The sequence below is a fragment of the Alishewanella jeotgali KCTC 22429 genome (assembly GCF_000245735.1).
In the GTDB taxonomy this organism is placed as follows: Bacteria; Pseudomonadota; Gammaproteobacteria; order Enterobacterales; family Alteromonadaceae; genus Alishewanella; species Alishewanella jeotgali.
The window spans coordinates 63908-89314 of the sequence record NZ_AHTH01000037.1 but is presented as its reverse complement, the minus strand read 5'-3'; the positions used below and the strand labels follow the sequence as shown (position 1 = coordinate 89314).

22 protein-coding genes are annotated in these 25407 nt (G+C 52.1%); 8 read left to right on the top strand and 14 right to left on the bottom strand.

Annotated features, from left to right (window positions below):
- Positions 1-49 precede the first annotated feature (49 nt).
- Positions 50-2011: a methyl-accepting chemotaxis protein gene (locus tag AJE_RS11045; protein WP_008950910.1), complete on the bottom strand. Its 1962-nt coding sequence runs from the start codon at positions 2009-2011 to the stop codon at positions 50-52.
- Between the two features lie 173 nt (positions 2012-2184).
- Here AJE_RS11045 and AJE_RS11040 point away from each other — a divergent pair, with 173 nt between their 5' ends.
- Complete coding sequence (locus AJE_RS11040) at positions 2185-2589, top strand: ribonucleotide reductase subunit alpha (protein WP_008950909.1); 405 nt, start codon at positions 2185-2187, stop codon at positions 2587-2589.
- Between the two features lie 64 nt (positions 2590-2653).
- On the opposite strand, the gene AJE_RS11035 is transcribed toward AJE_RS11040, so the two are convergent.
- From AJE_RS11035 to ubiT, 7 genes are all read right to left on the bottom strand, one after another.
- Complete coding sequence (locus tag AJE_RS11035; RefSeq protein ID WP_138984231.1) at positions 2654-3478, bottom strand: ATP-binding protein; 825 nt, start codon at positions 3476-3478, stop codon at positions 2654-2656.
- 13 nt (positions 3479-3491) lie between these two features.
- Complete coding sequence (locus tag AJE_RS11030; RefSeq protein ID WP_237709346.1) at positions 3492-8276, bottom strand: EAL domain-containing protein; 4785 nt, start codon at positions 8274-8276, stop codon at positions 3492-3494.
- Positions 8273-8629, bottom strand: coding sequence for a response regulator (locus tag AJE_RS11025; RefSeq protein ID WP_008950906.1), 357 nt, complete (start codon positions 8627-8629; stop codon positions 8273-8275). Before AJE_RS11025 ends, AJE_RS11030 begins: the two co-directional genes overlap by 4 nt.
- Positions 8622-9002 carry an Hpt domain-containing protein gene (locus AJE_RS11020; protein WP_008950905.1) on the bottom strand — a complete coding sequence of 127 codons (381 nt, stop codon included), beginning with the start codon at positions 9000-9002 and terminating at the stop codon, positions 8622-8624. Before AJE_RS11020 ends, AJE_RS11025 begins: the two co-directional genes overlap by 8 nt.
- Positions 8983-9957: a response regulator gene (locus AJE_RS11015; protein ID WP_008950904.1), complete on the bottom strand. Its 975-nt coding sequence runs from the start codon at positions 9955-9957 to the stop codon at positions 8983-8985. Before AJE_RS11015 ends, AJE_RS11020 begins: the two co-directional genes overlap by 20 nt.
- Positions 9958-10183: 226 nt before the next feature.
- Positions 10184-11545 carry an oxygen-independent coproporphyrinogen III oxidase gene (gene hemN / locus AJE_RS11010; RefSeq protein WP_008950903.1) on the bottom strand — a complete coding sequence of 454 codons (1362 nt, stop codon included), beginning with the start codon at positions 11543-11545 and terminating at the stop codon, positions 10184-10186.
- A gap of 27 nt (positions 11546-11572) precedes the next feature.
- Positions 11573-12100 carry a ubiquinone anaerobic biosynthesis accessory factor UbiT gene (gene ubiT / locus AJE_RS11005; protein ID WP_008950902.1) on the bottom strand — a complete coding sequence of 176 codons (528 nt, stop codon included), beginning with the start codon at positions 12098-12100 and terminating at the stop codon, positions 11573-11575.
- A gap of 108 nt (positions 12101-12208) precedes the next feature.
- On the opposite strand from ubiT, the gene ubiU reads away from it, so the two are divergent.
- The 3 genes from ubiU (at position 12209) to mog (ending at position 14681) form a co-directional block, all read left to right on the top strand.
- Positions 12209-13201: a ubiquinone anaerobic biosynthesis protein UbiU gene (ubiU, locus tag AJE_RS11000; RefSeq protein ID WP_008950901.1), complete on the top strand. Its 993-nt coding sequence runs from the start codon at positions 12209-12211 to the stop codon at positions 13199-13201.
- 3 nt (positions 13202-13204) lie between these two features.
- Entirely contained in the window at positions 13205-14077 is an 873-nt protein-coding gene (locus AJE_RS10995; RefSeq protein ID WP_008950900.1) for a U32 family peptidase, read from the top strand.
- Between the two features lie 67 nt (positions 14078-14144).
- Positions 14145-14681, top strand: coding sequence for a molybdopterin adenylyltransferase (gene mog, locus AJE_RS10990; protein ID WP_008950899.1), 537 nt, complete (start codon positions 14145-14147; stop codon positions 14679-14681).
- 80 nt (positions 14682-14761) lie between these two features.
- Here the strand turns inward: mog and rnk are convergent, their stop codons facing one another.
- The 3 genes from rnk to AJE_RS10975 form a co-directional block, all read right to left on the bottom strand.
- Positions 14762-15166, bottom strand: coding sequence for a nucleoside diphosphate kinase regulator (rnk, locus tag AJE_RS10985; RefSeq protein WP_008609417.1), 405 nt, complete (start codon positions 15164-15166; stop codon positions 14762-14764).
- Positions 15167-15266: 100 nt separating this feature from the next.
- Complete coding sequence (locus AJE_RS10980) at positions 15267-17003, bottom strand: bifunctional protein-serine/threonine kinase/phosphatase (protein WP_008609418.1); 1737 nt, start codon at positions 17001-17003, stop codon at positions 15267-15269.
- 16 nt (positions 17004-17019) lie between these two features.
- The gene (locus AJE_RS10975) at positions 17020-18516 is read right to left on the bottom strand and encodes a NarK family nitrate/nitrite MFS transporter (protein ID WP_008950898.1); all 1497 of its coding nucleotides are present in this window, start codon (positions 18514-18516) and stop codon (positions 17020-17022) included.
- Between the two features lie 327 nt (positions 18517-18843).
- Here AJE_RS10975 and AJE_RS10970 point away from each other — a divergent pair, with 327 nt between their 5' ends.
- The 3 genes from AJE_RS10970 to AJE_RS10960 all read left to right on the top strand — a co-directional run bounded on the left by AJE_RS10970 (position 18844) and on the right by AJE_RS10960 (position 21860).
- Positions 18844-20115 carry an MFS transporter gene (locus AJE_RS10970; protein ID WP_008950897.1) on the top strand — a complete coding sequence of 424 codons (1272 nt, stop codon included), beginning with the start codon at positions 18844-18846 and terminating at the stop codon, positions 20113-20115.
- The gene (locus AJE_RS10965) at positions 20112-21317 is read left to right on the top strand and encodes an NnrS family protein (RefSeq protein ID WP_008950896.1); all 1206 of its coding nucleotides are present in this window, start codon (positions 20112-20114) and stop codon (positions 21315-21317) included. The genes AJE_RS10970 and AJE_RS10965 overlap by 4 nt, the downstream gene beginning before the upstream one ends.
- A 105-nt stretch (positions 21318-21422) precedes the next feature.
- Positions 21423-21860 carry a putative zinc-binding protein gene (locus AJE_RS10960; RefSeq protein ID WP_008609422.1) on the top strand — a complete coding sequence of 146 codons (438 nt, stop codon included), beginning with the start codon at positions 21423-21425 and terminating at the stop codon, positions 21858-21860.
- Positions 21861-21899: 39 nt separating this feature from the next.
- On the opposite strand, the gene moeB is transcribed toward AJE_RS10960, so the two are convergent.
- From moeB to norR, 3 genes are read right to left on the bottom strand one after another with little or no spacing between them, the layout of a single operon-like run.
- The gene (gene moeB, locus AJE_RS10955; RefSeq protein ID WP_008950895.1) at positions 21900-22658 is read right to left on the bottom strand and encodes a molybdopterin-synthase adenylyltransferase MoeB; all 759 of its coding nucleotides are present in this window, start codon (positions 22656-22658) and stop codon (positions 21900-21902) included.
- On the bottom strand, positions 22651-23034 hold the full coding sequence (locus tag AJE_RS10950; RefSeq protein WP_008950894.1) for a YbaN family protein: 384 nt from the start codon (positions 23032-23034) through the stop codon (positions 22651-22653). The genes moeB and AJE_RS10950 overlap by 8 nt, the downstream gene beginning before the upstream one ends.
- On the bottom strand, positions 23031-24545 hold the full coding sequence (norR, locus tag AJE_RS10945; RefSeq protein ID WP_008609427.1) for a nitric oxide reductase transcriptional regulator NorR: 1515 nt from the start codon (positions 24543-24545) through the stop codon (positions 23031-23033). The genes AJE_RS10950 and norR overlap by 4 nt, the downstream gene beginning before the upstream one ends.
- Positions 24546-24711: 166 nt before the next feature.
- On the opposite strand from norR, the gene ytfE reads away from it, so the two are divergent.
- Positions 24712-25401: an iron-sulfur cluster repair protein YtfE gene (ytfE, locus tag AJE_RS10940; RefSeq protein ID WP_008609428.1), complete on the top strand. Its 690-nt coding sequence runs from the start codon at positions 24712-24714 to the stop codon at positions 25399-25401.
- Positions 25402-25407: the final 6 nt, after the last annotated feature.

Sequence of the window (25407 nt, the reverse complement as noted above, 5' to 3'; positions counted from 1 at the left end):
ATAGTTCAGGGTTTGTCGGCACGACGCCAAACCCTGCTTTTAAGGTGCACTAAGCCGTCTTAAAGCGACCAATCATTTTTTCCAGTTGTTCGGCCAATCTGGCTAACTCACGGCTGGTAAGTGCAGTTTGCTCTGCACCGGCACTGGTTTGTACCGCAACATCGCTGATATTCAATACCTTTTGGTTAATCTGCTCCGCTACTGTGGTTTGCTGCTCTGCCGCCGAGGCAATTTGCGTATTCTTATCGTTAATGCCACTAATCCCAGCTAAAACTTCCCGCAATATTCGGCCGGTTTCATTGACGTTAGCAGTGCCGGCTTCTGCCTGCTGCAGGCTCTGCTGCATCGCAGCTGAAGCTTTATTCGAGCCCTGTTGCAACCCCTCGATCATGCGCTGAATATCGCCAGTAGATTTTGCCGTACGCTGTGCCAAGGTGCGCACCTCATCGGCAACCACCGCAAAGCCCCGGCCCTGCTCACCGGCGCGCGCCGCTTCGATCGCAGCATTCAAAGCTAACAAGTTGGTTTGCTCGGCAATACCGCGGATCACGTCCAACACTGAAGTGATAGCGCAGCTGTCCTGAGCAACCTGCCCGATCACAACCGAGGTCGCAGTTACCTGCGCCGCCAATTGTTCGATCAGTTTGATGGTTTGCTGCAGTTTCTGCTGCCCGGCAGCGGCGCTGTGCCGTACTTGCTCTGATAAGGTAGCCGCCTCAGCGGTACTACTGGCCACATCTCTCACCGTCGCGCTCATTTCATGCATGGCAGTGGCAACCAACTCAGTATCCCGCTGTTGCAGCTGCACGCCTTGACTGGTTTGTAAGGTCACAGCCGAGCATTGTTCGGCCGCAGTGGCGACCTGTGCCGTAGCCGAGCCGATTTCCTGCACCACCCCGTGCAGTTCATCTGCCAGTTGATTGGTATGGTGACTGATCTCACCGAACTCATCGCTGCCACTATAATGGCAGCGCTGTGTCAGGTCACGCGCTGCTAATGCCGTCATCACCCGCGCAATCTCGGTCACCGCCGCGCGGATATTGCGGCTAAGCATTAACGCCAACCAACACACCGCTGTCAGCGCCAAGCCGATAATGGTAGCCAAACCAAATAAGCTGCGGCGGGCCTGCTGCGCTAATACAGCGGCCTGGTTGGCAATATCCGCACTGAGTTCACGTTCAAAAGTGGCCATCTGGTTAATGCGCCGCGTCGATAAATCAAACCAGGCGCCGTCATCCATACCTAAGCTGTCACCCAGCGGTACCGTAAAGGCCAGTTGCTGTAAGCGGCTTACCTCGGCAAAGCTTGCATCATTTTGTAAACTCTGCAAACGCTGTAATTGGCTGTCAGACAAAGCTTTCAGAAAATTTTCTTCAAAGGCATGAAAGGCACCCAGATTATTGGTAAAACGGGTCAATAATTCCGGGGTAAAGCTATCGCGGCTAAAGGCCAGCCCCAAAATGGCGCGCTCACGCCCGGCTCGCTCTTTCATTTCGATAAACTGATTCAACACATTTAGCTGCCGCGCCATCGCCAAATGGCTCAGGTTGGCTTCCAATTGCTGGTTAAAATCCATCAAAGCGCGAATTAAAGCGGTATAGCGCTCGGCTGACTGGTTTGCGGTCAGAGCAAAACTGTCTACCTGCTGTCGCAAGGCGCTAAGTTCACCAAAACGCTGCTGCAGCTGCTGAACCTCTGGTTGCCGATACTGCTGGAAGCGCGCCAGCTGCTGGTCACTACTTTGCCGTAATTGCCGTAGCCGATCAGTAAAACGCTGCCCCTGGCTATTAATCACCACACCACTGGCGCCACGCTCAGCCTGCAGCGCGCCAATTAGCTCGCCCATTACCACGCTAGCCTCAATAGCTATGCCAACCCGAGTCGCAACACGGACCTCTTGCAAACTGTCATTCAGTTGCATCGCTACCAGCCACAATAATAGGATAACCGGTAAACTCAGCAGCAAAATTAGCTTACGGCTTAGGGTTAGATTGCGGATAAAATGTTGCATAACTGCCTCGGAGGTTAAAAGCACCACGGCATTATAGGTGGAATCTACCCAAGGCCGACCAAGGCAAAGTAGGCTACCCCATTAGGGGTAAAGCGCCCCCTCCTTTGCCGGATAGCGCTACCGCCCCACTGTTGTTAGCATAGCGACCAGATCATCCGCTTGGAGCCAACAGCATGAATATTCAGTCATATCAGGACTTACTGCAGGCCGCGGCAATGCAACCCGAGCCACAACGGCTGTTATTTGTGTTTGCTAAGGCTGAACTGCCTAATGGCTATACCGATAGCCAAAAACAAAACTTTGAGCAGGGTCAGGGCGGCGCTCTGGCGCCGGTACTCTGTGTCGATAAATTACCAGAAGAGGTTAGCGCCTTTCAGCAATTGGTAGCAGAATCGACTCACACCGGCATCGACTGGGATATTGCCTTTGTCTCGGCCTTGGGTGGCCGTGGCGGCTTTCCGCCGAATAGCGACGAGGCCGTACAGCCATTACAAATGATGATGCAGAAAATTCAGGGCGGTATGATTGCCGATTTTCTGACATTTGATAGAAATGGCGACCTGGTGGCACTGTATTAGGGAATAGCTCAACGCTGCGGTCGGCCTTTGGCCGGCTGGCGCACGCTACAGAGTAAATAGCCGTTCATGCACTCGCTATGCTGCGCGGAATCTTAACCGTAAAGCAACTACCAACGCCGGGCGTACTCTGCACCTCTAATAGTCCTTTGTGTTTTTCCACAATACTGCGCGATAACGCTAAGCCGAGGCCAGTCCCCTGATCTTTAGGCTTAGTCGTATAGAAAGGCTGAAAAATTTGCTCCAATTGCTCAGTCGCTATCCCGGGTCCGGTATCGGCAACACTAAACCACACCCACTGCGCGTCGCAGCCGGTACTGATGGTAATAATGCCACGCTCAACAATTGCCTGAGCGGCATTTACCAGTAGATTAAGCAATACCTGATTTAGCTGTGATGGAATACAAGACACCAGTGGCAATTCGGCAAACTGCCTCACCACTTCAGCCTTATATTTGATTTCATTGGCAACGATATTCAGGGTACTCTGGATCCCCTGGTGCAGATCGGCCATTACAAATTCGGCCTGATCGATATGCGAAAAGTCTTTTAAATCGCGGATAATTTCAATTACCCGCTGCAACCCCTGTTCAGATTGCTGCAATAGCTTTGGCAAATCTTCACAGATATAGTCGAAATCAAACTGACTTTTTAGCAACTGACTTTGCGCCGGCGGCAACAGAGCACTTAAGCGCTGCACCAGAAGAGTCAGACCGTTGGTATACTCCTTTAGTACCGACAGGTTGGAGGCCACATAGCCGATTGGATTATTAATTTCATGCGCTACCCCTGCCGCCAGTTGGCCAATTGAAGCCAGCTTTTCTGAGCGCACCAATTGCTCGGTAAGCTCAGCCAGCTGCTGTTTTAATACAGTGATATCCTGCTCTGCCACTTTGCTTGCTCCGTTACTCGCCTGCACTCTGCAGATGCTGCTCGCGATAACGACGAAACGCCGCAGCAATCTCCGTTTTTAACTCGTCATCCTGCCAGGGTTTGGTCATAAACTTATAGATCGCCCCGCGGTTAATTGCTTCGGTAACCGAACGTAAATCGGTGTAGCCAGACAGCACTATCCGTATCGTATCTGGATACATCTCCTTTACCCGGCTTAAAAACTCGGTACCATCCATCTCGGGCATCCGCTGATCCGAAATAATTACCTGTACCTGATGCAGCGCCAGCAATTCGAGCGCTTCTGCGGCACTGCTGCAACTGAGTACCAGATAGGGCTCTTTGCGTAACAGCCGTTTTAGCGAGTGCAAAATATTTTCTTCGTCATCGACCAGCAGTAAGGTTTGTTGTCCCAAAGCAGTATTTTGGCTCACCGGTGCATAGCGCGTTAAAAACTGTTCCAGCTGCGCTCCCGGCATTGGCCGGGCAAAGTAGTAACCTTGTAACTCGTCACATAAACTTTTGGCCAGGAAGCTGGCCTGGGCTTCGGTTTCAACGCCTTCTGCTACTACTCTGACCCCGAGCTGATGCGCCATTGCAATGATGGCGCGGCTGATGGCGGCATCGCGCTGATCTGTTACTAGCTCGCGAATAAAGCTGCGGTCAATTTTGACCTTATTAATCGGCAGACGTTTTAGATAACTGAGGCTGGAATAGCCGGTACCAAAGTCGTCAATGGCAATACTTACCGCCAGTTTCTTTAGTTGCTGTAGCTTGGTTACGACCTGTTCGATATTTTGTAGCAACAAAGACTCGGTTAACTCCAGCTCAAACCAGCGCGGTGCCAACTGCTGCTGTTGCAGAGTCTGCTGCAGCTGTTCAACAAAGCCAGGGCGCTGGAATTGCAGTGACGACAGATTCACTGCCATCACCAGATGCGCAATACCACGCTGTTGTAATGAGGCGTTAAAGGCTGCGGCCTGTTCAATTACCCACTGCCCGATATCGACAATTAACCCGGTTTCTTCGGCTACCGGAATAAACTCATCCGGGCCTATCATGCCATGCTCTGGGTGTGGCCAGCGCAGCAGGGCTTCTAAACCAATTAAACGGCCGCTGCCCGCCTCCACCTGTGGCTGGTAATACAGTACAAACTCCTGATTCGCGACCGCCTTTTTCAGCATGGCACGTAAATTCAGGCGTTTATTCAGGCTGGTTTCCATTTCCGCCTGATACCATTGATAGTTATTGCGGCCTTGTAATTTAGCCTGATACATCGCTAAGTCGGCCTGTTGCACCAGCTGCATAGGTTCGTCAAAGGCATTATCGGTCAGGCTGATACCAATACTGGCGGTAACTTGCAGTTCATAGTTGTCGATCAGAATTGGCCGCGCTATTACACCTAAAAAATGCTGCGCGATTTTATCCAGAGCAGTGTTATCTTTTAGATCTGGCACCATCAACACAAACTCATCGCCGCCCAAACGCGCCAAGGTATCACCGGCACGCAGTTCTGCCTTGATCCGGCGACTGATTTGCCGTAACACCTCATCGCCGACGGCATGGCCCTTGCTGTCGTTAATCAGTTTAAAACCATCCAAATCAATAAAGAGTACCGCCACTTTTTCCTGATACCGGGTGCTGATTTTACAGCTTTGGGTTAGACGATCCTTCAGCAGACTGCGGTTGGGCAGACCAGTCAGTAAATCGTAAGAGGCGTTATAGGCGAGTTCCTGCTCATAATTTTTTTGTGCAGTAATATCGGTCTGAATACCAATATAGTGGGTAATAACGCCTTGCTCATCCGGTACTGGCGCCAGGAACAGGTTATTCCAAAAAATACTGCCGTCCTTGCGGTAATTTTTTAATACTACACTGCATTCCTGCCGCTCAGCTATCGCATTGCGGATTTGCTGGATGGCTAATTCATCACGTTCAGTACCTTGTAAGAATTTACAATTATGACCTATTACTTCATCACTACTATAGCCGGTTAGGCGCTCAAAGGCATAATTCACATAGGTTACCGGCATATCCGGCCAGGTGATATCAGCAATCACTACCCCGCTGGAGCTGGCATCAACCGCACGTTTATATAACCGTAATTGCTTTTCGGTTTGCAGTCGTTGCGTTACGTCCTTGGCCATGCCAATTACCCCGGTAATCCGGCCGTCAATCAGCGTTGGTACTATGGTGATCTGTAACTCCAGCTGCTGGCCACTATGATTCAGAATACCGGCTTCAAAGCTTACCGCTTCACCAGCCAACGCCTGCGCAAAATAGCCAGCCACTTGCGGCAACTGTTCCGGTAAAATCACCCGACTAAAATGCATTTGCAACAGCTCAGATTCAGTCCACTCCAGCAACCGGCAGCCTGCAGCATTGATTTGGCTAAAATAACCGCTCTCGTTCAGTACATAGACCGGATCAGGGTTATATTGATATAACGAGCGAAAACGCTGCTCGCTCTCAGTCAGTAGCCGCTTCTGCTGGGCGCGCTCAATCGCCATCGCCGCAAAACGGCTGCAGCTAAGAATCAATTCTAACTCCTCACTAGACGGTGCTCTGGCTTCCGTACAATAGACGGCAAAGGTGCCAAGTACCTCGTCCTGTAGCGAAACCATCGGCAGCGCCCAGCAGGCTTGCACTTGCTCCGCCAGTGCCACGGATGCGACCGATTGCCACTTGGGATCTGTAGCGATATTTTCAACGATCACCAGACTCTTTTGAAAAGCCGCGGTACCGCAGGAACCAAGATTATCGGCTACCGGCAGCCTGGCAAAAGCCTGACGGAAGGCCTCGCTAAATGAGGGCGCAGCCAGTAACTCCAGGTGGTCGCCTAGCTTTAGCATTAGGCTGGTTCGGAAAGCCGAATTTTGTCGTTCCGCCAACAAGCAAATCTGCCTAACAATCTCCGCTAGCGGTTGTTCGCTTGAAATTAACCGCAACACCTGCTGCTGTGCTTGCTGCAACTGCTCTGCTTTCACCAACACGGTGACATCACGCGCTACCGCATACATAATACCGAAGCTTGGTACATAACGAGCCGACCACATCAGATAGACAATTTTGCCATCTTTACGCAGATAACGATTACGAAAATATTGGGTATGCTGCCCCCTCATAATATTGCTGGCTTCCTGCTCAGTAATCACATGGTCATCCGGATGCACAAAATCCATAAAAGCACGGCCGATTAGCTCAGTGGCTGTATAACCTAGGACCCACTCACAGGATCGGCTTAACTCCAGAAAGTGGCCTTGTTGATCAACCATACAGAGAATATCGCCGGAGTTATCCATAATTTGTTGATGCTGCAACTGCAAACGGCGTTGGATGCCAAGGCTATGCTGAGTGCGGCGGTTTGACATTAATAAGCGGCTTTGCTGGCGTTGTAACAAGCGCTGATATTGTTGGCTAAGCAAAGCTAATACCACCACGAGCCAACCGGCCAACAGTACGACCTCAGCAATCTGCCGCACAAAGTCCAGCTCACTATCCAAGTCGCGATGAAGTCGCAATTGCCACTCTAAGTCACCAAACAAGATCACCGGATATTCGCCCAGTAAAAAATATGACCGCCCTACCTGACGTTGATCGACTAAGGGTTCGGGCAAATCCTGATAAGCCACTTGCACCGCATAGCCCGGGGCAACCATAACCGGTAATAATTTGTTAATTACGTCACGAAAATTCAGGCTGGCAACCACTTCACGTAGCTCTGAGGCATTGGGCTGTGGCAGCAGTGCTCGCACAAAAGTATGGTCAACCTGACCGTCGTAATAAAAGCTAATTTCTGGCCGACGGCTGCCTGGCATGGTGGCGGCTACTGACGGCTTGGCGACCTGTAGATATTGATCAAACCAGTGCCGGTCCTCTGTGCTATCACTAACTGACAATTGTAATTCGTTGTTGTTGTTAATGATCGCCAGATAATCAAGATAGGCAAAGTCTCTTAAATAACTATTTAACTCTAGATCGAGTTGTTTGGCACTATAGGGCGTTTCAGAACTAGTCAGGCGGTCAGCTAACCGATATATCAAACCTTGCTGCTCGTTGAAAACTTGATTCAGTTGTTGATGAAACGCCGACAGAGTGCTCTCAATAACCTGTTTTTTTACCTGGCTAAGCTGATGCATAAAGTTCAACCAGAGCAAGACCGCGAAACTGGCTAATAGTAGCGCCAACCAACTGCCTGGATTTGTGCGCAGCTCTCGCCAGCGGAAACGGCCACTAAAGCGCACACATAAACCTGCAATAGCAGCAAAGAGTAATAAAATAGCCGAGTTCATCGCAACGGAGGGAGAAACACCAAAGGCATAACCAAACAAGGTACCCGTGTCTTCCCAGAGCACAGCAACTGTCAGTATTAGCACTAACGTGTGGCACAGCAGCGCCAGGTATCGGCTCCAGCGTTGTTGTTTACCCAGCCAATCCAACCAGCCCAGAAGTAACAAACCCCAGGCCAAGCATTGCAAAGGGGGAATTTCCAGCCGCTGTACTGCATCCTCAACCAGAGCCTGACTCAGCAGATACCCCAATAACAGTAGCCAAAACACCGCAACGAGTTGCCGTTTTTTGGTAATAACCGCCACTAACAATAATACCAAATAAGAAAACAGCAGCAGTGACGAAAAAGGTAAAATCACTGTGTAGTTGTCAGCATCAGCATAAATTAACTGATCTAGAATAGCCGTCAAAACGCTTAACAATAAGACAGCAGTACTAGCATAAAATAAGCTGTAACCCAGCATGGGGCCAAAAAAGCGGGCAGATCGGTGTTGCATTAATCCTCTCATGCTTGCTCCATTAACGCCTGCAATGTTGAGAGTAATACTGCCTTACTACAGGGTTTTTCCAGCAAGCTGTGGGCTGCCGCCTTGGCAACCGGTTCCACCAAGTTAAGGTTGCCACTGATTAATACGCGCTTAATCGCTGGGTGTTCTTTCGCCAACAGGCGCAATAAATCACTGCCTTGCAAACCCGGCATCAGTTGATCAACAACGACAATCTGCACCTGATGTTGGTTTAGGTAATCTAGCACCTGGGTGCTATCACTGAGAGTCTGACAGTCAAAAGCTGTCTGCCGCAACATCCGTTGATAGGCGTCAAGCAGCAGTGGTTCATCATCAACAAGTAGCACCTTAGCCATCGCTTCTCTCCAACTGCTGTAACTGTTCTCCAAGCTGCTGTTGTAGCCGTAACCAACTTTCAGGCAAGGTTTGCAGTATTGAAGCTAATCTTTGCCACTCAGCCATCCTGGCCGACTCTTCTAATTGTCGGCACATTTCAGCTAGCTGATTGGCGCCAATTAATGCTGCGATACTTTTTACGCTGTGTGCGGCGCTGGCCAGTGCCGCCAACTGCTGGTTAGCACTGGCATCAAGAATAGTATTGATATACTTCGGTGCAGACTGCATAAAACCGCTAAGGGCATTGTGAATAGTCTCCCTGCTGTCATCACCGTACATCTCGATCAGCACCGTCAAATCCAGAATGGGATGTTCAGTGCAAACTGGACTCATCTTCCGTTTCCGTTCTGTTGATTAACGGTCGGTTACAGGTTTGCATCCACCAATAGGCCAGCTTCTTTAGTAATGCCAGCACCTGCTTATGATGCTTTACATTCACTTCTGCCAGCTCCGCCATCAACGCCTGCAGCTTCTGTAGCCGCTGCTGTAACATACTCCAGAACTCCGGACGTTGTTCGCGCTGCTGCATTGTTTTAGCAATATGGATTAAATAGTCTGCAGCGGCGCAGGCGCGCTTACGTTCAGCATCAATGGCAACCGTTTTGCAGTTATTGATAAACACATTATGAAAACAACTCAGGTTATAGGCTAAGTTCTTTAAACGCCGATCCAATTGGAAATAGCCGGTAGTCGCATCATCGGGCCAATGTAAAAAATCGCGTTTCTCGACTTTATTACCCTGCTCATCCAGCTCTTGCTCTTCTTGCTCGGCTTTTTGCTCCAGCTCCCGCACTATTGCCACCCGGAATCGATGCTGGCCTTCTTCATCATTAGGCTCTTTCGGCGCCTCCAGTCGTTGTTTCATTTCAGCATAATGGGTGGCTGGCTGGATTAGCTTTTCATGCTGTAAATGATGCTGAATTTTTTTACTTAGCTGCACCGCCGAAACCGGCTTAGCCAGAAAATCGTTGACGTCAAACAGAATACATTGCTGAATCAGTTCCCGGTAGGCATTGCCAGAGAACACAATAATCGGAATATCATGCGCTGTGGCACTAAAAACCCCAGCGCGCACTCTGGACAACAAGTCCAGGCCACTGGGGCCTCTCAACTCGATATCAGTGATTAATAAATCGATGGTTTCGTGTTCAAGGATCTCGCTGGCGGTTTTGGCATCCAACGCTTTAAAAGCTTTGCAGCCCGGCACTTTGTTGGCCACGCCATATAAAAAGTCGCACATCAGAATAACGTCATCGAGTACCAGGACGTTAAAGTTTTTTAGTAGCATATTAAAGTGTCTATCCTTGTTCGGGATGATTCGACCAATGATGTCAGATCATAATGCTGCGCCAGGCAGCTATCCTTGATAACAAGTATATACCCGAAACAGGGTTTATGCCGGCACAGACTGCATTATGTTGCAGGCGAAGATTCCGGAATGGGAAAGCTTTGAATGCGAAAGAATTATGCTTTATTAAACAATATCTTAGCAACAGGCATGTAGTAAAAAAGTATTATACAACTTTCGAGTACCTTTGCTGCCCTTGCTGCAGATAGGCATCAAAACAGGCACAGATACTGCGCACCCAGAGCCGGCCGGCGTCCGTAACCCGGATCCGTTCGGCGTAGATCTCCACCAGGCCATCTTCCATAAAGGGCTGCAGTAAGCTCAGCGCACTGTCAAAGTACTGCCAGAAGCTCTGCAACTGCCACTGCTGGCTAAAGGCGGCAATATCCAGCTCAAAATGGCAGATTAACTGGCTAATTAGCGCCGCGCGTAGCCGATCATCTGCCGATAATACAAAGCCGCGCTCAACCGCCAGCTGCAGCTGGTTTATCGCGGCATAATAGGCCGGCAAGTCTTTGCTATTTTGCCACAGCACGCCGTTTACCTGGCTGATACTGGATACGCCCAGACCGAGCAACGCATCCTGCCCTGCCGTGGTATAGCCCTGAAAGTTACGCTGTAATTTGCCGGCTTGCTGGGCTTTGGCCAGCGCATCATCCGGCTTAGCGAAGTGATCCATACCGATAAACTGATAACCGGCTGCCACCAGTTGCGTAATCGCCAGCTGCATCAATGCCAGCTTGGCTGGCGCATCCGGCAAACTGCTAACCGGAATTTTGCGCTGCGCGGCGAAGCGCTCCGGTAAATGGGCATAGCTAAATAATGAAATTCGATCCGGGTTAAGCCGGATAATTTCAGCGACCGTCTCGGCAAAGCTGGCCGGTTGCTGATAGGGTAAACCATAGATCAGATCCAGATTGACAGAACTAAACCCCAGCTCGCGACATAATGCCACCTGATGTCGGATCAGCTCAGTGTCCTGCACCCGGTTAATCGCGATCTGGACCTTTTCATCCAGATCCTGCACCCCAAAGCTAACCCGATTAAAGCCCAGTTGTTTTAAATGCCGCAGCTTGTCGTCGCTGCAACTGCGTGGGTCAATTTCAATACTGATTTCGGCAGCCGGCAAAATCGTAAAGTGCTGACGCAACAAAGCCATTAAGCGACTGAGCTGCGCTTCGGTTAAAAAGGTCGGGGTACCACCGCCCAGATGCAGCTGATTAATCACTTTCTGCTGCAGATGCGGGCTATAGAGTGCCATTTCTGCCGCCAGGGCATCGAGATAGGCATCGGCTTTATGTTGATGACGGGTAATCACTTTATTGCAGCCGCAGTAGTAACACAGCTTATGGCAGAACGGGATATGCAGATACAGGCTTAACTCTGAGCCACTGCTGGCCAGCGCCTGAAATAACGCCGCCTGCGGAAAGGCGGTATTAAGCGCCAGCGCGGTTGGATAAGAGGTATAACGCGGCCCGTTAATATTGTATTTGGCGATTAACGCCGCGTCCCACTGTATGCTTTGCATCTGCTGTCTCCGGAAAACTCAGGGCAATTATAGGCTGCCACGCACAGCGGCAGTTTGATCTGCCGCAACCTCTGCCGTTGCCAGCAGACTTTGCCAGCCCAGTAGTAAGGCCGGCAGGGGCGGCGGCAAGCGGCTTAACTCAATAGTATCGAGCAGATTCTTGCAGTACAGTCCCAGCTCGGTATCCCCTAACATACTGAGGCGACGCCGGAAAAATAAGGTATCCGGATCGACTTTGCCGCAGATCAGATCCAGAAAATCCTGACTGCTGGCTTTAATCAGCAGATCCTGCTGCACAGATGCCAGTTCAACCTGTAATTTGTTGTTTTTTAACGTTATGGCAAAGTTCAGTTGCCAGTCGCTTACCTGTAACACTAAGTATCGCTGTGCCAGAAAATCCAGACTGCCGGCAGTTAGCTCTGGCTGAAAAAACTTATTTAGCAGCAGCGTTAAGCCCTGCTGCTGCACACGCTTGGGCGTCAGCTGTTGCACCCGCTGCGCCAAAGTAGGTAGCAACGCTACCAATTTATGACTAACCCTTTTAATATCAAACATATAGAAGCAACCCAGCAGCTAAATTCCCTATAATAAAAGCATAGTTCTACGGCGCTGCCTATAGCCTTTCCGGGGTACAGCAGGCAGGGCCACAGTAATGAGGCTGATATGGAGTTACTCTGTCCGGCTGGCAGTATGCCGGCAGTCAAAGCAGCAATTAGTCAGGGGGCCGATGCGATCTATGTCGGCTTAAAAGATGACACCAATGCCCGGCACTTTGCCGGCTTAAACTTTACTGAGTCGCAACTGACTGAGGTTGCCCGCTATGTGCATCAGGCGGGGCGTAAATTGCATGTGGCCATTAATACCTTTGCTCACCCCGCGGGTTGGTCGCGCTGGCAGCAGGCGGTCGACAGTGCAGTACGGGCTGGCACCGATGTACTGATTCTTGCCGATATGGCAGTGCTGGCCTATGCCGCTGAACGCTATCCGCAGGTTGAATTACATCTGTCGGTGCAGGCTTCGGCCACCAACGCCGCCGCCATTGAGTTTTACCGGCAATTTAATATCCGCCGGGTGGTGTTACCACGGGTGCTTTCGATGCAACAGGTGCGCGCGCTGGCCCGCAGCTGTGATATCGATTTGGAAGTCTTTGCCTTTGGCAGCTTATGCATTATGGCTGAGGGGCGTTGCTATCTGAGTTCTTACTTAACCGGGCAGTCACCGAATACCGCCGGCGCCTGCTCACCGGCGGCCTTTGTTCGCTGGCAAGAGCAAGACGGCGTACTGGAGTCGCGCTTAAATGAAGTATTGATTGACCGCTTCGCCGCGGATGAAACCGCCGGCTACCCGACCCTCTGTAAAGGACGTTTCAGAGTCGATGCCGATACCTACCATGTGCTGGAAGAGCCAACCAGCCTGAACACCCTGGATTTACTGCCACAGCTCTATGCCGAGGGCATTAGCTCACTGAAAATTGAAGGCCGGCAGCGCAGCCCGGCTTATGTTACCCAGATCACCCAGGTTTGGCGGGCGGCTATTGATGCGGTAATGCAGGATCCAGCGCATTTTCTGGTGCAACAACACTGGCAGCAGGTGCTGAATAATCTGGCCGAGGGCAACCAAACCACCCTCGGTGCCTATCATCGGAAATGGAAATAACCTATGCAATTCTCACTTGGCCCGGTACTGTATTTCTGGCCCAAAGCACAGATGCTGGAGTTTTACCGCCAGGCCGCCGACTCAGCCGTGGATATTGTTTATCTGGGCGAAACCGTTTGCAGCAAAAGACGCGAGCTAAAACTGGAAGACTATCTTAAGCTGGCGCATATGCTGCGCGAAGCCGGCAAACAGGTGTGTTTATCTGGCATGACGCTGTTGGAGTCACCGTCTGAACTGCGCGAGCTGCGCAAGTACGTCGATAACGGCGACTTTATGCTGGAAGCTAATGATGTTGGCGCTATTGCTATGCTGTACGAACAGGGTCTGCCCTTTGTCGCCGGCGCAGCCATTAACTGCTATAACCAGCATAGCCTGCGCCGCTTAGTAGGTATGGGTTTATTACGCTGGGTAATGCCGGTTGAACTATCCGGCGACTGGCTACAACAGGTGTTAAACGAGGGCATTATTCAGGATATCCGCGATTGCTTTCAAACCGAGGTGTTTGCCTTTGGCCATTTACCACTGGCCTGGAGCGGTCGCTGCTTTACCGCCCGCTCTGAGAATCGCGCTAAAGATCAGTGCGAGCTCTGTTGCATTAAATATCCGCAGGGGCGCACTGTGCATAGCCAGGACGGTACCCAGGTTTTTGTGCTAAACGGTATTCAAACCCAATCTGGCTATCGGTATAACCTGATTAATCAGCTACCGGCTATGCAGGGGTTGGTTGATGTAGTACGGTTAAGCCCTGAGCCCGAGGGGACCTTTGCCTGGTTGAATAGATTTAAGGCGAACCAGCATGGCGCCGCGCCACAACAACTGAGTGATACCGACAGTAATGGTTATTGGCTAAAGCTGGCAGGGATGGCGACGGGGTGAGGTTAAGTGTTGAATGTTGAATGTTGAATGTTGAATGTTGAATGTTGAATTTTAATCCGGAGCGCAGATGACGCAGCAACAGGCAAAAATTGGCATTGTTACGGTAAGCGACCGCGCCAGTGCCGGTATATATGAAGATTTATCCGGCAAGGCGATAATCGATACCTTAACAGAGTATCTAAGCAGCGACTGGCACGCCGAGTACCGTTTGATCCCGGATGAGCAACCTCTGATTGAACAAACCCTGATAGAACTGGCCGAGCAACAAGGTTGCTGTTTAATTGTCACCACCGGCGGTACCGGGCCAGCTAAGCGCGATGTCACGCCAGAAGCCACTGAGGCCGTCTGTGACAGGTTGATGCCGGGCTTTGGTGAGCTGATGCGTCAGGAGTCGTTAAAGTATGTGCCAACCGCTATTTTGTCACGGCAAACCGCTGGCTTACGTGGCAGTTGCCTGATTATTAACTTACCGGGCAAACCCAAGGCAATCCGCCAGTGTCTGGATGCGGTGTTCCCGGCGGTGCCTTACTGCATCGATCTGATGGACGGCCCTTATCTGCAGTGTAACGAAGCAGTGATGCAGGCCTTTAGACCCAAAAGTTAGTGCCAGCCTCTACCCCAGGCTTCGACTCCGTTAGGCAAGACTACCGGAGCCGAAGCGCAGAGTCGCTGCAGGCCTAGCGGTTAACGCTGGTATTCGCCGGCGCGTTCTGGTTGATATAGCACGTCAAGAATTTCAACGGTGCGGCTTTGGCCATGTGGCATCGGCCATTCCAGTGCTTGACCCACCGCTAACCCGAGCAGAGCACTGCCAACCGGGGCAAAAATCGAAATTTGCTCATCGTTTTTCAGGTCATGCGGATAAACCAGGGTTTTCTCAAACACCTTGTTATCGCCGGCAAACTTAAAGCGCACCGTCGAGTTCATACTGACCACATTCGCAGGTAATGCGGTAGGTTCAACCACACTAGCCCGATCCAACTCTGACTCCAGCTTTTCCAGCTCCGGCGTCAGCCGGGGCATCTTCTCAAGTAAGGCTTCAATCCGATCCATATCTAAACTGGAAACGACGATAGGTGTAGCTGACATATGACACTCCCAAGTAAAAAAAGAAAAAAGCCCGCCGGCTAACGCCGTCGGACTTTTCAGAATTTAGCCAGTTATACCCCTGCAACCGCGAAAAAGCAAGCTAACGGCGTAGCAGAAACAACCAGATCACCAATAACAGGGTAATAAACCAGAAACCGGACAACAGTTGCCAGAATAGCAGTGGATTGGATTTATTCTGCTGTTTGACCTCTTCATGCAAAAACGCCGGGTTGGGTTGCTGCAAATCGGTCAGTAACTGGCTGATACTCTGATAGCGGTAACTCAGATCCAAACTCACTCCCTTTTGCAGGGCCCGGTCAAACCAGGTCGGGATCAGCGGGTTAAACTGACTGGCACTGCGATAGCGCAGCCGGTCATAGTCGCTCGCCACCCGGCATTCTTCTACCGCCGGGCCATAGGGTAAATGACCGCCACTAAACAGTTCATAGGCAATCGTCGCCAAAGCATACACATCCCCCTGCACGCCAGAATTATGTCCCAGCAGATAGTGTGGATCGGAATAGGTCGCGGTGCCCAAAGCGCCTTCGTGGTGCAGTGGGCTGTAGATTTCCGCCAGACCGGCAACAAACACTGAACCAAAATCCACCAATTTCAGGCTGCCATCGGCCAGACGCATAATATTGCCGGGTTTCAGGTCCTGATGAATGGCGCCCATGCGGTGAAACGCCTGCAGGCCTTCGGCTATCTGTTTCACCAGTTTAATTGCCAACGCGGGTTTAAGCGGCTGTGGCTGCTCTGCCAGCCAGTGCTCTAAACTCTGGCCCTGCAAATGCTCCATCAAATAGTACAGAAAGGTCCGTGGCCGGCTTTGTCGGATCACCTTGACTACGCGCGGCGACTGGATCCGCAGGCCAATCCACTCTTCGCGGATAAAACGATCGATATAAAGTACATCATCGGCATAATTCTGCGATGGGCTCTTAAGCACCAGCTGCTCTGCGGTGGCTTCATCTTCCACCAGATACAGGTGGCTGCGGCTACTGGCATAGAGCTCTCGCACTACCCGATAACCATCCAGCTTCATACCCGGGCTTAACGCCGGCGGGAAGGGTAACCGGGTCAGCTCGGAGCTTAAATCATCCAGGCTCTGCTCAGGTAACTGCGCCACATCCACCACTATCGCGCTGACATTATCATCGCTGCCATGCGCTAATGCCTGCTCCAGTAACTGCCGGCTGCATTGCTCCGGATCCGTTACTGTCGTCAGCAGCTGAGTTAATTCGGCCTCGCTTAAAAAGTCGTGAATGCCATCCGAGGTTAGTAAAAAACGATCACCTGCTTGCAACGCCAATGCACCTTGCTGCGCTGCGACCTTGGCATCCATGCCCAGTGCCCGGCCTAAAAACTGCCGCTGCTCCGACAATACCGTAATATGATCCTGCGTCAGCTGCTGCAAACTGGCGTTACGCAACAGATAGATACGGCTGTCACCGATATGGAAGAAATGCGCAGTGCGCGACTTCAGCACCAAAGCACTAAAGGTACATAAATAGCCTTTTTGTTCATGAGCAAACTTATGACTGAATTGATACAGCTGATTGTTGATGGTGGCCAGTAACTGCTCGGCACTGTAGGCCACCGACCAACTATCCGGAGTTTGCGGATATTCCTGACAAAAACGCTCGGTAGCCAGTTTACTGGCCTGAGCGCCAGCTTCAGCGGTACTGACGCCATCGGCCAGCACAAAACAGGCACCCTTATGTTGCAATAAGTAGGCAGAGTCAGGCAACTGACAGGCAACCGCATCCTCATTGGCCGCTTTTACGCCGGCCGCAGTCTGAGCGCCATATTGTAATTGCAGTGCTAACTCTGCCACAGCGGCACGCCCTTATCTAACCGACATTAATTCTATGTACTGTACCATCTTCCGCCACCTCGACAATATGTCCCTTAGGATCGTCGAGGAACATCACCGCTACCAGGCCAATCAATGCTGAGGCGGCAATCACATAGAAGAAGGTACTAAAATCGACATAACTTAGTACGGTCAGGTACACCACAGCCCCCACATTACCGTAAGCACCTGCCATCCCGGCGATCTGGCCGGTCATACTGCGCTTGATCAGTGGCACTATCGCAAACACCGCGCCTTCGCCGGCTTGCACAAAGAAGGAGCAGGCCATTACCGCTAATACGGCCAACGGGATCCACCAGTGGCTGTCCATCAAGCCCATCAGGAAATAGCCGGCAGCCAGACCACCAATCAGGATCACCATACTCTTACGCCGGCCAAATTTATCAGAGAACCAGCCTCCCATTGGCCGCGACACCAGATTCATAAAGGCGAACGCAGACGCTAGCAAACCCGCTTTTACCGCCGTCATCCCCTCGAAGGTTTCCAGGAAATACAGTGGCAGCATCGATACCACCGCCAGCTCAGAGCCAAAGGTCGCAAAGTAAGCAATATTTAAGATCCCGACCTGCTTAAAGCTATATTTGTCATGCTCCGGCACACCTTCGCGTAAATGTTCGGCGTTGATTTTCCAGGTTTGTTGCGTCTGGAAGATAAACAACACCACCAGCGCGCCCCAGATGCCGTACATGGCAGTTTCCGAGAACAAATTCACCCCTGCCGGTGATAAACGCCAGGCCAGGATCCCCAGTGCCAGGTGCATTGGGATATTCATCAGAATCAGGGCCCACAATGCGCCCCAGCTGGTAACTACCATGGCACCGGTTTTTTTCGGTTTAAAATAAGTCGAGCCTTTGGGTGTATTACGGGCAAATTTATAGAAAATCAGTGAATAGACCGCACTGATCACCCCAACTGAGGCAATCGCATAGCGCCAGCCATTTTCACCACCGAACATCAGCGCCACTGTTGGCAGCGTCATCGCAGCTGCCGCCGAGCCAAAATTACCCCAGCCACCGTAGATACCTTCAGCGGTACCCACCTGGTTATGCGGAAACCACTCACCAACCAGCCGGATCCCTACCACAAAGCCTGCGCCGACAAAGCCCAGTAAAAAGCGGAATAAGGCCAGGGCATCATAGGTATTGGCAAAAGCAAAGCCGATACAGAGCAAGGCCGAGATAAATAACAACACCGAATACATAATACGCGGGCCATATTTATCCACCATCATTCCCACTACGATGCGCGCCGGAATGGTCAATGCCACGTTTAATATCAGCAAAGCCCGGATCTGGGCATCGGTTAACGCCAGCGCTTCTTTGATATGCATCAGTAAGGGCGCATGAGCAAACCAAATCACAAAGGTAAGAAAGAACGCAAACCAGGTCAGGTGTAACATTTTTATTTTTTGTTCAGCAAAATTAAGCAGATTGAGTTTACTGCTTTGCCCTGCCGCAGACGCTGCGCCAGCCATACAGACCTCCTGAAAGAGTCATAGAATGATATTCCAGTACAAGTCTAGGGGTTTTTAGGCCGGAAAAATTGATCTGGCACAACAGCCGCCAGCCCGCGCCGGGCCTGCAATAAGGGCCGCTACCTCCTTTGGAGTAGCCAGCAATTTAGCGCCAAAAGCCAAGCCCAACGCCACCACTACCCCCTACGAGGTAGCCCGCCTTGCCGCAGCCTTAGCCGCAGAACTTAGGGGGTACTGCTTTTTGGCCGGGCAGGCCGCTAAGCTTTTCGCTATGCTAGGCCCAGTGAGTCTTGCGCCTGGTACAGGCGCTTATTTGGGGAGTAACGCATGCAGGCAACCCATCCTCTGGCGGGCCGGGCGCTGCTACTGGCTACCTTGGCTTTTGCCGGCTGCTTTTCGGTGTGGACGCTATACGCGGTGATGGGGTTGGATATCCAACAACAACTGGCCCTGAGCGCCACTGAATACGGTATTTTACTGGCAGCCCCCATTTTTAGCGGGGCGCTACTACGTATTCCATTGGGATTGCTGGCCGATCGCTATAATGCCCGACTGCTGTGGCTGGGGTTAATGTTCAGCTGCATTCCGGCGCTGGCATTGCTGCCACTGGTAAGCAGCTTTTATGGTTATCTGACCACCGGCCTCTGGTTTGGTTTAAGTGGCGTTTCCTTTACCTTCGGCATCCGCTATGTGACCGACTGGTTTGCCTCGCGCCAGCAAGGCCTGGCGATGGGTCTGTTTGGCGTAGGCAATGCCGGCGTCGCCATCACCTTTATTTTGGTACCCATTATTGTCGCCTGGTGGGGCTGGCAGTGGGTTGGGCCTGTGTATGCCGTTGGGCTGGCTTTATTGCTGGTATTATTCTGGTTGTTGTCACCGCCCTCGCCAAAAACTGCAGGCCCCACCGCCAGACCACTGACTCTGCGTCAGTTAGTCAGAGATGCCCGGGTCTGGCGCTTTTCACTGTATTACTACTTTGTATTTGGTGGCTTTTTAGCCCTGTTGCTGTGGTTACCACAATACTATATGCAGGCCTATGCGATGAACGCCCAGCAGGCAATGGCCTTTACGCTGTTTTTTGTCGCGACCTCCAGTATGGTCAGGGCATTAGGTGGCTGGTTTGCCGATCGCTATGGTGGCCGGGCCGTAAACTGGAGTGTGTTCTGGGTCTGCCTGGTGTGCTTGTTCTTTCTGAGTTACCCCCCCACTACCCTGATTATTCATGGCCTGGAAAAAGATGTCCAACTGGAGATCTCCGTTAATGTCTGGTGGTTTACGGCCCTGATCTTTGTCATTGGCGTCGCTCAGGGTTTTGGCCGCGCCAGCGTGTATAAAGTGATTCACGATTACTACCCTAAGCATATGGGCGCAGTCGGTGGCTTTGTTGCCGCCATTGGCGGTCTGGGCGGTTGTACCCTGCCGGTGCTCTTTGGCCTGGCGCAGGATGCACTGGGTATTGTCACCGGCTGCTTTATGATTCTGTATGGCGTGCTGGCGCTGTGCATGATCACCATGTTTTTCGCCAATCAGGCAGCGCAATATCAACAGCGTCTGCAGGATGCCCGTAGTAATAATTTTTTATTGGATGACGACGAATGATGCAAATTACCGATCTGGCGACCGAGCAAAAGCTGTTGCCGCTATTGCGCCAGGCATTCCGACCGCTGTTTTTATTCGGTGCCACCTTTAGCGCTATCGCTATGCTGTTGTGGGGGCTGATCTTGGGCGGCCAGCTGCAGCTGCAACCTGTCGGTCAGGTATTATTCTGGCATAGCCATGAAATGATCTTTGGCTTTGCCTGTGCCATTGTCATCGGCTTTTTATTAACCGCGGTGCAAAATTGGACCTCACTACGCGCACCGCATGGCCCGACGCTGTTATTGCTAACACTGCTCTGGTTGGCCGCCCGTCTGCTGCTGCTCTTTGGCGAGGCGCTGCCCCTGTGGCTGGTCGCCCTGGTGGATCTGAGCTTTTTACCACTAGCCGCCTGGTTACTGGCGAAGCCGCTACTGGCGGTACAACAATACCGCAATTTGTTTTTTGTGCCGGTGTTACTGCTGCTAACCGCCTGTAACCTGATGATGTATCTCGGGCTTTATCTTAAGCGCTACGATTTACAGCAGCTGGGTAGCCTGAATGCAATCTGGCTTGTTACCCTGCTGATGGCAATTGTCGGCGGCCGGGTGCTCCCGATGTTTACTGCCAATGGCACTAAAACCACTAAGGTCGAGGCCTGGCCCTGGCTGGATCGGGCGGCACTGGCCAGTCTATGGCTGATTTTTATGCTGCACTTTTTTAGTTTAGTGCCTCTGCTACCCGCCAGTTCGCTAAGTGCTCTCTTTGCCCTGAGTGCTTTGCTAACCGCCATCCGCTGCGCCCGCTGGAAAATCTGGCTCACGCTACGGGTGCCGCTGCTGTGGTCACTGCATCTGGCCTATTGGTTTATTCCTCTGGGCCTGGCCTTGTTTGCGCTACGCTATGCCGGCTTTGCGGTCAGCCAGAGCATTGCGCTACATGCACTGACTGCCGGCGCCATGGGCTCGATGATCCTATCGATGATGGCGCGGGTTTCGCTTGGCCACAGTGGTCGCTTGCTGCAGCCGAAACACATTATGGGCTGGGCCTTTTTACTGGTTGCTATTGCCGGCATTAGCCGGACCCTGCTGATCTGGTGGTTACCGGAGCATACCTTTAGTTTGTTATGGCTGGGGATTGGCAGCTGGGTGCTGGCTTATGGCTGCTATGTGCTGGTGTATTTTCCGGTGTTAACCACGCCTAGGGCAGATGGGCGGCCGGGTTAACCCCTTACCCCTGATGGGGTAAAGCTGCCGGCGTTTTGATTTACATCAAGCTGGGTGGCTAGCAGGCTTCTAAACTGAACATATCGTCAGTTTCAGGAAGCCGTTATGAGTCACGATTACGAAACGAAACCGCTGGTTTATGCCTGCTCCGGCTGCTCTAATGTGGCGCAGCTGGCCAATGATTTAGCTGTAGTCCTCGATCGGGAAGGTCTGGCCGAGATGTCCTGTATCGCCGGCGTTGGCGGTAGAGTCAAACAGTTGCTAAAGGTTGCACAGTCTGGTCGGCCGATCCTGGCAGTGGATGGTTGCCCGCTTAATTGTGTTAAACAAACCCTGGCCACGGTTGAGGTAGTGCCAACCTGGCATCTCGAGCTGACCAGCCTGGGTTATAAAAAGCGCGATCACGAAAATTGCGATCTGGCCGATGCCTATAAGTTATTGCAAAAGGTGCACTGCGATATCCTGCCACAACTTGGCAAAACTCCCGGTAATGAAGCTGCTGGCGCTAAGGTTCGGTTCCGGGTACCAGATACCAAACACTGACAATACCGCAACGGAGCAACACAACCCACAAGCTCAGTACTATTTCCTACTGCAACATACCGGGCACTTTGGATCGGCAGGCAATTGGAACTGCTGCCACTGACCACTTAGCGCATCAAACAACTTTAACTGGTGATACTCGGGTTCACCCACTGCGGCCAGGATCTTCACCGCGGCAAGTGCTTGCATCACGCCCAGCACGCCGACAACCGGCGACAGAATGCCCGCTTCCATGCAGCTTAGCTGCTGTTCACCAAAGAAGCGGCTTAAACATTGGTAGCAGGGATCGCCCGGTTGATTCCGTAAACTCAGTAACTGCCCCTCAAAGCGGATAGCGGCGGCTGACACCAACGGTATGCCGGCTTGCACACAGGCGCTGTTAATGGCATTACGGGTCAGCAGATTATCGGTGCAGTCCAGTACCAGTGTAAATTGCGGTACCAGTTGCGCCAGCGCAGTGTGATCCAGCTGCTGCTGGATCGCACTGAGCTGGATCTCGCTATTTAGCTGTGTCAGTTGCTGTACTGCCGTAAGGACTTTAGGCTGGCCAATATCCTGCTCGCGATACAGGATCTGGCGCTGCAGATTGCTGCGGTCAATCACATCATTATCAACCAGCGTCAGCGCCCCGACACCGCTAGCCACCAGATAAGGCGCCGCAGCACAACCAAGCCCGCCCATACCAACCAATAACACCTTACTGGCCAGTAAGGCTTCCTGACCACGAAAATCCAGCGCCGGTAACATCAGTTGCCTGCTATAACGCAGCGCCTGCAGCGGGCTCAGTATCTCACTCATAAGTAATCTCCTGTGGCTGTGGACGGCGCCAAAGCCAAATAGCGACCAACAGCAGCGCAACGGGTAAGCTGATTTTTAGTAACACTGGGGCAGCAGAAAACCATAACAGCGCTACACTGGCCAGCATCATAAAGGATGCCAACCATTTCGCCCGCCGCGATACGGCACCATGCTGCCGCCATTGCCGGATTGGCGGGCCAAAGCGCGGATGCAGTAATAACCACCGTTCAAACTCTGGCCAGCCTTTGCCGGCAGCCCAGGCTGACAGTAAAACAAAGGGTACAGTGGGTAAACCCGGTAAAGGAATACCCAGGATCCCCAGCGACAGGCTAAATAAGGCTAACAAACGATATGCAGTAGCTTTTAACATCGTCATTTCAGCCCTAAACGCTGCGCCAGCTTATGCAAATTACTGGCATCCAGTTGCAGGGCGCGGGCTGCTTTCGACCAACATTGTTGGTGCTGCTGCAATGCCTGCCGGATCAGCTGTTGCTGAAACTGATTTACTGCCTGCTTTAACCCCTGTACCGGCAGCTCAATGTGTTCAAGCGCCGGTGCTTGCGGCTGACTACCGGGCAAATCGAGCAATTCTGGCTGCAGGATCACGATGTCAGAGCGCTGGGCGCCCTGACTTAGCGCCTTGATTGCCGCGCGGCTAATCACATGCTCCAGCTCGCGGATATTCCCCGGCCAGTGATAACCCAGTAAAGCCAGCTCTGCCGCTGGTGCCAGCCTTAAGCTACGTAGCCCAAGACGGCTGCGGTTCTGCTCCAGAAAATGCCCGGCTAATAAGGGTAGATCTTCGCTGCGCTCCCGCAGCGGCGGTATCGGGATCGGATACACTGATAAACGGTGGTAGAGATCAGCACGAAATTCACCCTGTTTCACCTGCTGCTGTAAATCGCGATTGGTCGCGGCAACCAGCCGTACATTCACCCGCCGCAGCTTATCCGAGCCTAAACGCTGAATTTCACCGTTCTGCAGCACTCTGAGCAGCTTTGCCTGCACGGATAATGCTAGCTCCCCGACTTCATCCAAAAACAGGGTACCACCATCTGCTGCCTCAAAGCGGCCGGCACGCTCGCTTAACGCGCCGGAAAACGCGCCCTTGCTATGCCCGAATAGCTCACTTTCTGCCAGACTTTCCGGTAAGGCTGCACAGTTAACATAGATCATGGGGCGCTCGGCGCGGCCGGAGCGACGATGTAGTTGCCGGGCGAACAGCTCCTTGCCGACCCCGGTTTCTCCCAGCAGCAGCACCGGTAGCTCCGAGCCGGCTACCACATCCAGCTCCTGTAAAATCTGCTGCAGCGCCGGGCTTTGACCAATAATTTCATACTGTTGCGCTGCAGTTGTACTGGTGCCGACAGTAGGCAAGCCACCCTGCCGCAGCGCCCGGTTCGCCTGCTCCAGTTCGGTAATACGAATAGCGGCTTCTACCAGCAAGCTTAATTGTTGTAACTGCAACACCGCTAGGGCATCAAAGTTAGCCGGCGACAGGGCATCCAGTGTTAATACGCCCCAGCAGCGCCCCTCCACATATAACGATACTCCCATACAATCATGCACCGGCACCACGGCTCCTGGTTGCTCAGCCAGCAAGCCATCATAGGGATCGGGTAATTCACTGCCCGGCGGAAAACGTACGGGTTGGCGGCTGGCTAAGATCGCCGCCAAACGTGGATGCTGCGCCACCTGAAAACGCCGGCCCAGGGTTTCCCGTAGCAGTCCCTGCACCGCTACTGGCTTTAACTGCGCCTGCTGTAACTGCAACAATGCCACAGCACCACAGCCAAAATGGCTGCGCAGTGTATTGACCAGCCGCTGTAAGCGCACAGCAGAGGGCAACTCGGTGACCAGATCAGCAAATAACACGGCATCAAGCATGGTTAATTTTACCCACAGGGTGAAAAGCACCCGAATTTTTCTGGGTTTAATTTACCATCGGTCAAAAAAAACAGATATAAATCAAAGGTGGTAGTTCTGGCATTTGCCTTGCTGTACAGGGCTAACGCCCGCTTAGGGCAAACCTTTGTTTACTCAGGAGAACATCATGCTACTTGAACAACCCTTAGGCCAATTAGCCACCCGTATCGCCGGTGCCACTGCCGTCTTTCATCAGTTTAAACTGGATTTTTGCTGTGGCGGTCAGCAAAGCCTGGGCGCCGCTATCGCCAAACGTGGTTTAAACCAACAGGAGGTACTGGCCGCTCTGGAAAAATTACAACGACAACCGCAGCCTGCTGTAGATTGGCATAGCGAACCCACTGCCAAGCTGGCCGAGTATGTACTAAACCGCTTCCATCAACGCCATCGCGAACAATTGCCGGAGCTGATTCGCCTGGCCCGGCGGGTAGAAACGGTACACAGCGACAGCCCGCATTGCCCGCATGGCCTGGCCAATCATCTGGCCGAGATGCAGCAGGAGCTGGAAAGCCATATGCTGAAAGAGGAGCAAATCCTGTTTCCGATGCTGGTGCGCGGTGTTTATCCCTATGGGCCCATCAGTGTGATGCTGGAAGAGCATCAGGAGCATGGTGAGGCACTGCGAAAACTGGACGAACTGAGTTTTGGCCAGCAACTGCATCCCGGTGCCTGCAACACCTGGACCGCACTCTATCTGGGGCTGCGCGAACTGAAAGAGGATTTAATGCAGCATATTTTACTGGAGAACGAAATTTTGTTTGTTGAGCCCAAGCGCCCCGGCCATGGTGATCAGCACTGCTGTGGTAGCTGTCAGTAAGCCCCA